A 9520-nucleotide genomic window follows, 5' to 3' on the forward strand; every position below is an offset into this window, starting at 1 on the left:
CGGATGAATCGTCTAACCCATCCCTCTGATGTTGCCACCTTTAGCTGCTATCACGATCGGCGTAAACTGGCGAGCCCATACTGGAGGTGATGCCATGTCCGCGGTCGATACGCTCGTTTTAGCCAGCGGTAACGCTGGCAAGTTGAAAGAGTTCAAACAGCTTCTTTCGCCCTTGATGTTCGATGTGCGGTTGCAGTCCGAATTCGGCGTGGTGGACGTCGAAGAGACCGGCCTGACCTTTATCGAAAACGCGCTGTTAAAAGCGCGCGAAGCCAGCCGAGTCAGCGGGTTGCCGGCGTTGGCTGATGACTCGGGCCTCGAGGTGGATGCGCTGTTCGGGGCGCCGGGCATTTACTCGGCGCGCTTTGCCGGCGAGCCCAAAAGTGATGCGCGCAACAACGAGAAGCTTCTTCATGCGCTCGCCGACTGCGCCGAAGGTCAGCGCACCGGGCGCTACTGGTGCGTGCTGGTGTATCTGCGCCACGCCGACGATCCGGTACCGATCATCGTGCAGCGCAGTTGGGAAGGGGAGATCCTGGCCCACCCGCGCGGTGACAACGGCTTCGGCTACGACCCGCTTTTCTGGCTCCCGGACCAGGGCATGAGCGTGGCGGAGCTTTCGTCTGACACCAAGAACCGGCTCAGCCACCGGGGCCGGGCGCTGCAGGGGCTGGTCGATCTGTTGAAGGTGGCACATGGGTAATACCCCGCCGCTTTCGCTTTATATCCACACCCCCTGGTGCGTGAGAAAGTGCCCTTATTGCGATTTCAACTCGCACGAGCCACAAGGCGGTGAGCTGCCCGAGGCGGCCTACCTCGAGGCACTGTTGGCGGATCTGGACGCCGATCTGGCGCTGGCTGGCGGCCGCTCGCTCGAGACCATCTTCATCGGCGGCGGCACGCCGAGTTTGTTATCGCCTTCGTTCTACCGGCGTTTGTTGAGCGAGGTACGCGCCCGGCTGCCTTTCTCCCCCTCCATCGAGATCACCCTGGAAGCCAATCCCGGCACCACCGAGCAGGCGCGCTTCAATGGCTACCGCGAAGCGGGGATCAACCGGCTATCGATTGGCACTCAGAGTTTTCAGCCGGCCCAGCTCGAGGCGCTGGGCCGTATCCACAGCGCCGATGAAGCCGCCAACGCCGTGGGCCAGGCGCGCGCCGCGGGTTTTGATAACCTCAACATCGATTTGATGCACGGCCTGCCGGGCCAAACGCCACAGCTGGCGCTGGCCGACATCGACCAGGCGCTTGCGCTGTCGCCGGATCACCTCTCCTGGTATCAGCTCACCCTCGAGCCCAACACCGCCTTTCATTCGAGCCCGCCGGTGCTCCCGCGCGAAGAAGCGCTTTGGGATATTCAGGAGCAAGGCCATGAGCGGCTGGTCAAGGCGGGGTTCGAACGTTACGAAATCTCGGCCTACGCTCAGCCGGGTCAACAGAGCCGCCACAACCTCAACTACTGGCAATTCGGCGACTATCTGGGAATCGGCGCCGGTGCCCACGGCAAGCTTTCGCATATCGACGAGCAGGGGCACTGGACAATCGAGCGGCGCTGGAAGACCCGTCAGCCCGATGCCTACCTTCGCCGGCGTCATGACCCGCGCGGGTTCATCGCCGGCAAAGCGGCGATCGAAGAAGCGGAGCTTCCGCTGGAGTTCGCCATGAATGCGCTGCGTTTGACGGACGGCGTCGAGATGGCGCTTTGGTCGGCGCATACGGGCCAGTCGCCCGAGGTTCTTTTGAAGAAACTCTCCCGCGCCGAAAAAAAAGGACTTTTAGTGCAAGTGCCCGTAAAACTACGTGCTTCACCTCATGGTCTATTATTCTTGAACGAGCTGCTGGCGTTGATCAGTGACGACTGACCCGCAGCCCGGTTCAATCAAACAAGCTTTTAAAGGAGTGAGTGATGCGTATTTCTCGACTGTTGACCCCGGTAGCCGCGGCCCTTCTGATTGCCGGGTGTGCCAGTTCCGACCCCTACGGCGGCCAAACGCAGCGCTCCAGCACTGGCATCGGTACGGGTATTGGTGCCGTGGTCGGCGCGGCGGCCGGCGCGCTCTCCGGTGACGGTGCCACCAGCCGTCGCGACCGCGCGCTGATCGGCGCCGCGGTGGGCGCGGCCGCAGGTGCCGGTGTCGGCGCTTACATGGACCGCCAAGAGAACCAACTGCGTGAAAGCCTGCAGGGCTCGCGTATCGAAATCGACCGTCGCGGTGACGACATCGTACTCAATATGCCCAGCAGCGTGACGTTTGGCTTCGACTCCTCGGAGCTGACCGGTCAGGCACGCAGCGCGCTCAACGAAGTCGCCAACGTCCTCACTCAATACACCGATACCCGTGTCAACATTGCCGGTCACACCGACAGCACCGGCGCCGCCGACTACAACCAGCGCCTTTCCGAGCGCCGCGCTCAGGCCGTGGGCAGCTACCTGAGCCAGAACGGCGTTTCCTCTTCGCGTCTGGTGACCAGCGGCTATGGTGCCTCGCAGCCGGTAGCCAGCAACGATAACGAGCAGGGCCGCGCGCAGAACCGCCGCGTAGAGATTACCCTGACGCCGACCGGCCAGGCCGGTCAGAGCCAGGGCCAGGGCAACTACTGATCGATTTGATTCGACCCGGTAGGGTCTAACCCGCGAGCCCGCTATCATGGATAGCGGGCTTTTTTATTCCACCAGTGCGAACCGCCATGCTCTCCTACCAACACGCTTATCACGCCGGCAATTTTGCCGACGTTCATAAACACCTTACCCTCTACGCAGTGTGCGACTACCTGTTACGTAAAAAAAGTGCCATTACATATATTGATACCCACGCCGGTCGCGGCCTTTATCCACTGAGCTCAAGAGAAGCCCTGAAGCTCCAGGAGCACCGCGAAGGTATCGAGCCGCTGTGGAAGGCACGAGAAAGCCTGGGTAACCCGCTCCTGTGTGAATGGCTTTCCCACGTTGCTCGTGTTCAACAGGGTGACACCGACTTGAGCCGTTATCCCGGCTCGCCATGGTGGCTAAGCCAAGGGCTTCGCGAGCAGGATGCGCTGCGCCTTTGCGAGCTGCACCCACGCGAGCACGCCGAGCTCGACAGCCAGGCGCTGCCCGAGACGGCGCTGCGTATTCACGGTGATGGGCTGGCCGAGCTCGAAAGACGCGTGCCGGTGAGAACGCCCCGGCTGTGCGTGCTGATCGACCCGAGTTTCGAGCGCAAGGCGGAGTATCAGGAGGTGGCAGATAGCGTGATTTACGCCCTCGAGAAGGTGCGCCACGCGGTGATGTTGATCTGGTACCCGCTGTTGCCGTCAGGCGCGCATCACACGCTGCTCAGCGCGTTAAAAACCAGCGGCGTGCGTAAGATCTGGCAAAGTGAGCTTTTGCTGCGCGAACCGGCCGCCGAGACTCATGGGATGTACGCCAGCGGCATGCTGGTGATCAATCCGCCCTGGGGGCTCGATGAGCGCATGCAGGGCGCGATGAGCGAGGTCACCGCGTTGCTCGGTGGCGAGAGCCGCTTTAACGCTCGCTGGCTGGTCGAGGAGTAGACAGGCTAGGCGGGCAGAGCCTCCTGAGAGGTCTTGACCCGGTCCAGTGCGACCAGCGTGCGAAACCATTTCACGTTCGGGTTTTCGTGAAACAGCGCATCGCAGATCGCTTGGAAGCGGCGCATGCTGGGTACCAACAGCACCAGCATGAAGTCCGCCTCGCCGGTCACGTAGTAGCACTGCTGAATCTCCGGGCCGGAAAAGCGCGCCTTGAGCGCCTCCAGGTCGGCGGCGTGGGTCTTGTCGGCGCGCACCTCGACGAAAATCGTGATCACCTGGCCGTGCTTGTGGTCTGTCTGGGCTATCCGCTCTATTTTTGGCTGCGCCGGGCGACCGATACCAACCACATCGGCGGGCTCTGGTTCGACATGCTGCTGGCGCTGCCGGTCAGCCTCTTTTTCATCATCAAAGAAGGAGGTGTGATCGGCGCGCCGAGCATCGAATCCGCGGGGTTGGTCGTGGGCCTTGGGCTGTTGAGCGCGCTGGCGCGGGTATTTCAGGCGCTTTCGGCGCCGCTTTTGAACCTGAGCCTTTTCGGCCTTCTGGTCCATGTAGAGCCTCTGCTGCTGTTTTTGGTGGCGCTGTGGTTTGGCGAGTCGGTCGCCCCCAACGAGTGGCCGACCTATATCGCTATCTGGCTGGCCGTTCTCGTTTTGTGCGTGGAAAGTGTGCTTGGTATGAATAGAGGCCGGCGAGCGATTTGGCCGATACGTCGGCGCGGCCATTAAAATGATTCACCTGAGATCAAAAAATGATCACTTTTGCTCAGCCTGGGTTTGCGCGAGCATGAAGGTTATCGAGTCACGTGTAACAGAGCAGGAGAGTACGATGAGCGATCAAACCGCCCCCTTTCGCGCAGATGTCGTGGGAAGCCTGCTGCGTCCAACGGCGATCAAGAACGCCCGTGAAAAAGGCGATCGCGACCTTCGCCGGATAGAAGACGCGGCGATCAAGCATGCGGTCGAGGAGCAGTGCCAGTGCGGCTTGAAAGTGGTCACCGACGGTGAGTTTCGCCGCGCCTGGTGGCACTTCGATTTCTTCGAGGGGCTCGAAGGCGTCGAGGGGATCGACGCCGAGCAGGGCATCCAGTTTAGCGGCGTGCAGACCAAATCGCGCAACGTTCGCGTGACGGGCAAGCTCGGCTTTGGCGCGCACCCGATGCTCGAGGACTTCAAGTATCTCGCCAGCATCAGCGGGGGCGCCATGCCCAAGATGACCATCCCGAGCCCCAGCGTGCTGCACTTTCGCGGCGGTCGGAACGTAGTCAGCAGGGATGCCTACCCCAATATCGACGACTTCTTCGACGACCTCGCCCGGGTTTACAAGGAGGCGGTTCAGGCGTTTTATGACGCCGGCTGTCGCTACCTGCAGCTCGACGATACGGTCTGGGCGTATCTTTGTTCTGATGAGCAGCGCGCCCAGGTCGTCGCGCGCGGCGAAGACCCGGACGCGCTGGCGCGCACCTACGCCCGGGTGATCAACCAGGCGCTCGAGAACAAACCCGAGGATCTGGTGATCGGCATGCACGTCTGCCGCGGTAACTTCCGCTCCACGTGGATTTCCGAGGGCGGGTACGAGCCGGTTGCCGAGCGGCTGTTTGGCTCGGTGAATATCGATGCGTTCTTTCTGGAGTACGACTCCGACCGCGCCGGCGACTTCGCCCCGCTGCGCTTCATAAAGCCCGGCCATCAAAAGGTGGTGCTGGGCCTGGTGACCACCAAGACCGGCGAGCTCGAGGACCCGAAAACGATCAAGGCACGCATCCGGGAGGCGGCGCGCTACGTGTCACTCGAGCAGCTTTGCCTGAGCACCCAGTGCGGCTTCGCCTCGACCGAAGAGGGCAACGCGATCAGTGAAGCCGAGCAGCAGGCCAAGCTCAAGCTGGTGGTCGACATCGCCCGCGACGTCTGGGGTGAATAGAAACGGATAGAGGCTTTAATGGGGTACTGCTATAGAAGTAAGCACTTACTCACATGAGTGACCGACGCTACTTCCCGATACAGAAGCTGCCAAAAATCTCACCCAGCAGGTCGTCGGCGCTGAACTCGCCGGTGATCTCGCCAAGCGCGGCCTGGGCGTCGCGCAGGTCTTCGGCGAGCAGCTCGCCGGCGCTTGGGCCTTCGAGCTGAGCGCGGCCGGCCTCCAGCGCGGCCAGCGCCCTATCCAGCGCGTCCAGGTGGCGCCGGCGCGCCGAGAAACGTCCCTCGGTGGTGGCGGCAAAGCCCATCACGCTCTTCAAATGCTCTTTCAAACTGTCCACACCCGCCCCGGTCTTCGCCGACAGGCGCAGCGTCGGGGTGGCTGTGGATAAATCAATACCCGCGGCTTCTTCGCTTTCGTCGATCTTGTTGCGCACCAGCGTCAGCCGCGATCGATCCGGCAGGCGCTCGACGAACTCCGGCCAGATCGCCATCGGGTCGGTGGCCTCGGTGGTCGCGGCGTCCACCATCAGCAGCACCCGATCGGCTTTCTCGATTTCCGCCCAGGCGCGGGCCACGCCGATCTTCTCTACCGCGTCCGGCGTGTCCCTGAGCCCGGCGGTGTCGATGACGTGCAGCGGCATGCCGTCGATATGGATATGCTCGCGCAGCACATCGCGGGTGGTGCCGGCGATGTCGGTGACGATCGCTGTCTCCTGCTCGGTCAGCGCGTTCAAAAGGCTCGACTTACCGGCGTTGGGACGCCCGGCGATCACCACGCTCATGCCTTCGCGCAACAGCGCCCCCTGGCCCGCGGCGCGGCGTACCGACTCCAGCTCCTCGCGTACGCCCGCAAGCCGTGTAGCCACGTGCCCGTCGGCGAGAAAGTCGATCTCTTCTTCGGGGAAGTCGATGGCGGCCTCGACATAGACGCGCAGCGCAATCAGCCGCTCGACAAGCGTCGACACCCGATTCGAGAACTCGCCCTGCAGCGAGCGCACGGCGTTTTCGGCGGCCGAGCGCGAGGTGGCGTCGATCAGATCGGCGATCGCCTCGGCCTGGGCGAGATCCAGCTTGTCGTTGAGAAAGGCGCGTTCGGAGAACTCGCCGGGCCGGGCGAGACGCGCGCCGAGCGCAACGCAGCGCTCGAGCAGCATGTCCATGATGATCGGCCCGCCATGGCCCTGAAGCTCGAGCACGTCTTCACCGGTAAAGGAGTTCGGGCCCTCAAAGCGCAGCGCGATGCCTTCGTCGATGATGCCGTGCTCGCCGTGAAACGGCCCGTAGTGGGCGTAGCGGGCTGGCGGGCATCGCCCCAGCAGGGCAGTGGCGATATCGCCGCAGGCGGGCCCGGAGACCCGAATGATACCGACACCGCCGCGCCCGGGCGGGGTGGCTAGTGCGGCGATCGTGTCTTGGGTGTAGAGTGTTGAAGCCATGGCGCGTCTCTTGAATGAATGGCGATAGTGTGAATTCGCGGCGCCCAAAACGCCAGACCCCCGCACGGGGCGGGGGTCTGGTAAGTCGAGCAAGGGGAGCGATTACTTGGTTCGCATCCCTTTACCAACGCTTGGGTCGTTCTCGATGCGCTTGGTGATGAAGTACTGCTGCGCCACCGAGATGATGTTGTTGACCACCCAGTAGATGACCAGACCCGCCGGGAACCACAGGAAGAAGAAGGTGAAGATGATCGGCAACAGCCGCATGATCTTCGCCTGCATCGGATCGGGAGGTGTCGGGTTGAGCATCTGCTGCACGAACATCGACACACCCATCAGAATCGGCAGGATGAAGTAGGGGTCCTTCACCGAGAGATCCTGAATCCAGAAGATGAACGGCGCGTGGCGAAGCTCCACGGACTCCAGAAGCATCCAGTACAGTGCGATGAACACCGGCATCTGTACCACGATCGGAAGACAGCCGCCGAGCGGGTTGATCTTCTCTTTCTGGTAGAACTTCATCATCTCCTGAGACATCTTCTGGCGATCGTCGCCGTAGGTCTCTTTAAGACGCTGCATCTCCGGGCCGAGCTTGCGCATCCGCGCCATCGACTTGTAAGCCTTGGCGGACAGCGGGAAGAGTACGGCCTTGACCAGCACGGTCAGCAGCACGATCGACCAGCCCCAGTTGCCGACGATGTTCTGGATATGATCCAAAAGCCAGAACAGCGGATTGGCGATGAACCAGAGCCAGCCGTAATCCACGGTCAACTGAAGGTTGGGGGCGACCTGTTCCAGATAGTCCTGCACCTTGGGGCCCATGTAGAGCGTGGCACCCAGAGTGGCTTCGCCATCGGCCGCGACGCTGCTGGTCGGGCCGGCAAAGGCGACCACGTTGCGATCGCGCGCGTCGGTGGTGACATAAAAAAGGTTTTGCTCGTTCTGCTTCGGCGCCCAGGCGGAAACGAAGTAGTGCTGGATGATGGCGATCCAGCCGCCTTCGGCTTCTTGATTCTGGAAATTACGATTTTGAATATCTTCGAAATCGATTTTTTCGTAGCGCGTGTCTGGCGTGGAGTACGCCGCGCCCATGTAGGAGTTCATGCCCAGCGTCACGCCGCTGGAGGGGTCGGGACTGTTATCGCGAGCGAGCTGACCGATGAAGCGGGCGCTGACCGGTGCATCGGTGTTGTTCGCCACGAAGTAGTTGACGTCGACCGCGTAGTCGCCGCGCTCGAAGGTCAGCCGCTTGGTGACTTCGACACCGTTGACGTCGGCGGTCAGGTCGACGTTGAGCGTCTGCTCGTCGTTGCCCAGGCGATACTCGGTGCGCTCCGGCGTAAAGGCGATACGGCTGGCCTGACCATCGAGCTGAATGCCCGAGCGTGCGACATAGCTTCGCGTGGCGTTGTCCGAGAGCAGCACGTAGTTGCGTTCGGAATCCAGCGTCATTTCGTGCTGGGGCAGGGCGGCAAAGACGATATCACCGCCGTAAGGGTCGATGCGCACGTCCAGCACGTCGGTGGTAACGGCGATGAAATCGCGGCTGGCAGCATCGCTTGACGACTCCGCCGGTAGCCCTTCGTCGGCGCTGCCTTGCGGGGCACCGCTGCTGGGTACGGTCAAGTTGTCGCGGCCCGCGCCGTCACTGGCCGAGTTGTTTTCGCGCTGGGTGATTTCCGGCGTCGATTCGAAGCTGGTTTGCCCGTAGTCCTGATTCCACTGGATCACCAGTAGATAGGCCAGTATGGCCAGTGGAATCAGCAATAAAAGTCGTTTTACGTCCATGAGGGGTCTGCCCGATGGGTGGTGAACATGCCAATGGCGCAGCGCCGTTTACTCGGCCCAAGACACACGAAAGCCTGCCAGAAGGCAGGCCCGGGTCGAGCTGCGACGTATTGAATCAAGCGCCATGCGTAGCGTTTTCAAGCGGGGAAGGCGGTGTGGCGGCCGTTGCCTCTCGGGCGAGTCGTTTCCACATGCCGTGTAGCTGGCGGGCAAGAGTGTCATTATCGATATCCTGTACGCCACGCTTAGCCAATACCACGATGTCCATCGAGGGAAGGCGGTGCTGGCGAAGTCGAATGGATTCTCTAACAAGACGCTTGAAGCGGTTACGATCGACGGCGAGCTTGACGTTCTTCTTACTGACCACAAAACCAACGCGAGGATGACCTCGAGGCGAAAAGCGCGCGAGCGCCATCATGCCTTTGCCGTGGACCTTGAGGTCTGCCTGCTCGAATACGTGGCTGAAATCCCCGGCATTCAGTAAACGTAAATCCCGGGGAAAGCCTTGATGCGACACACGCAATCTGAAATCAGGCGCTCAGACGCTTGCGGCCCTTGGCGCGACGGCGATTGATAACGGCACGGCCGTTTTTGGTTGCCATACGAGCACGGAAGCCATGCGCGCGCTTGCGCTTGAGAACGCTGGGTTGAAAAGTGCGTTTCATAACTCGTTATTCCCACGTGGTTTAGGACGAAAGTGAATTCCAAACGACCCGGTCCAGTGAGCAACTAGCCGGGGAGATCCGATTCAAGACCGGAAATTGTAGAGACTTCGCGCCTCCGGTGCAATTTTTCTGCGTACAAAAAGCGCTAAAAACCTCCTAACGCCTCGCAACGTGT

11 protein-coding genes are annotated in these 9520 nt (G+C 61.5%); 6 read left to right on the forward strand and 5 right to left on the reverse strand.

Annotated elements, in window-relative coordinates; genetic code table 11:
• The first annotated feature begins 94 nt into the window (after positions 1–94).
• The 4 genes from rdgB (at position 95) to OCT39_RS17370 (ending at position 3534) form a co-directional block, all read left to right on the forward strand.
• Positions 95–703: an RdgB/HAM1 family non-canonical purine NTP pyrophosphatase gene (rdgB, locus tag OCT39_RS17355; RefSeq protein WP_263585680.1), complete on the forward strand. Its 609-nt coding sequence runs from the start codon at positions 95–97 to the stop codon at positions 701–703.
• The gene (gene hemW, locus OCT39_RS17360; protein ID WP_263585681.1) at positions 696–1862 is read left to right on the forward strand and encodes a radical SAM family heme chaperone HemW; all 1167 of its coding nucleotides are present in this window, start codon (positions 696–698) and stop codon (positions 1860–1862) included. Before rdgB ends, hemW begins: the two co-directional genes overlap by 8 nt.
• Before the next feature lie 44 nt (positions 1863–1906).
• A complete protein-coding gene (locus OCT39_RS17365) occupies positions 1907–2602 on the forward strand; it encodes an OmpA family protein (protein ID WP_263585682.1) in 696 nt (231 codons plus the stop codon).
• 86 nt (positions 2603–2688) lie between these two features.
• Complete coding sequence (locus OCT39_RS17370; RefSeq protein ID WP_263585683.1) at positions 2689–3534, forward strand: 23S rRNA (adenine(2030)-N(6))-methyltransferase RlmJ; 846 nt, start codon at positions 2689–2691, stop codon at positions 3532–3534.
• 5 nt (positions 3535–3539) lie between these two features.
• Here the strand turns inward: OCT39_RS17370 and OCT39_RS17375 are convergent, their stop codons facing one another.
• Entirely contained in the window at positions 3540–3809 is a 270-nt protein-coding gene (locus OCT39_RS17375; RefSeq protein WP_263585684.1) for an Lrp/AsnC ligand binding domain-containing protein, read from the reverse strand.
• 6 nt (positions 3810–3815) lie between these two features.
• Between OCT39_RS17375 and OCT39_RS17380 the strand changes: the two genes are divergently transcribed.
• Together OCT39_RS17380 and OCT39_RS17385 are read left to right on the forward strand one after the other, a co-directional pair.
• A complete protein-coding gene (locus tag OCT39_RS17380; protein WP_263585685.1) occupies positions 3816–4262 on the forward strand; it encodes a hypothetical protein in 447 nt (148 codons plus the stop codon).
• Positions 4263–4362: 100 nt separating this feature from the next.
• Complete coding sequence (locus OCT39_RS17385) at positions 4363–5454, forward strand: cobalamin-independent methionine synthase II family protein (protein WP_263585686.1); 1092 nt, start codon at positions 4363–4365, stop codon at positions 5452–5454.
• Between the two features lie 67 nt (positions 5455–5521).
• On the opposite strand, the gene mnmE is transcribed toward OCT39_RS17385, so the two are convergent.
• The 4 genes from mnmE to rpmH form a co-directional block, all read right to left on the reverse strand.
• Positions 5522–6892, reverse strand: a complete 1371-nt coding sequence (gene mnmE, locus OCT39_RS17390; protein WP_263585687.1) for a tRNA uridine-5-carboxymethylaminomethyl(34) synthesis GTPase MnmE — start codon at positions 6890–6892, stop codon at positions 5522–5524.
• Between the two features lie 102 nt (positions 6893–6994).
• Positions 6995–8680 carry a membrane protein insertase YidC gene (gene yidC, locus OCT39_RS17395; RefSeq protein WP_263585688.1) on the reverse strand — a complete coding sequence of 562 codons (1686 nt, stop codon included), beginning with the start codon at positions 8678–8680 and terminating at the stop codon, positions 6995–6997.
• Between the two features lie 115 nt (positions 8681–8795).
• Positions 8796–9197, reverse strand: coding sequence for a ribonuclease P protein component (rnpA, locus tag OCT39_RS17400; RefSeq protein WP_263585689.1), 402 nt, complete (start codon positions 9195–9197; stop codon positions 8796–8798).
• 13 nt (positions 9198–9210) lie between these two features.
• Positions 9211–9345 carry a 50S ribosomal protein L34 gene (gene rpmH / locus OCT39_RS17405; protein WP_227391295.1) on the reverse strand — a complete coding sequence of 45 codons (135 nt, stop codon included), beginning with the start codon at positions 9343–9345 and terminating at the stop codon, positions 9211–9213.
• Positions 9346–9520 lie beyond the last annotated feature (175 nt).

The sequence above is a fragment of the Halomonas sp. GD1P12 genome, assembly GCF_025725645.1.
Taxonomy (GTDB): domain Bacteria; phylum Pseudomonadota; class Gammaproteobacteria; order Pseudomonadales; family Halomonadaceae; genus Vreelandella.

Bases quoted from the DNA above. Each gene is read 5' to 3' on its own strand.
- OCT39_RS17365 (WP_263585682.1), top strand. From the start codon at position 1,907: ATGCGTATTTCTCGACTGTTGACCCCGGTAGCCGCGGCCCTTCTGATT.
- hemW (WP_263585681.1), top strand. From the start codon at position 696: ATGGGTAATACCCCGCCGCTTTCGCTTTATATCCACACCCCCTGGTGC.
- rpmH (WP_227391295.1), bottom strand. From the start codon at position 9,345: ATGAAACGCACTTTTCAACCCAGCGTTCTCAAGCGCAAGCGCGCGCAT.
- OCT39_RS17385 (WP_263585686.1), top strand. From the start codon at position 4,363: ATGAGCGATCAAACCGCCCCCTTTCGCGCAGATGTCGTGGGAAGCCTG.
- mnmE (WP_263585687.1), bottom strand. From the start codon at position 6,892: ATGGCTTCAACACTCTACACCCAAGACACGATCGCCGCACTAGCCACC.
- yidC (WP_263585688.1), bottom strand. From the start codon at position 8,680: ATGGACGTAAAACGACTTTTATTGCTGATTCCACTGGCCATACTGGCC.
- OCT39_RS17370 (WP_263585683.1), top strand. From the start codon at position 2,689: ATGCTCTCCTACCAACACGCTTATCACGCCGGCAATTTTGCCGACGTT.
- rdgB (WP_263585680.1), top strand. From the start codon at position 95: ATGTCCGCGGTCGATACGCTCGTTTTAGCCAGCGGTAACGCTGGCAAG.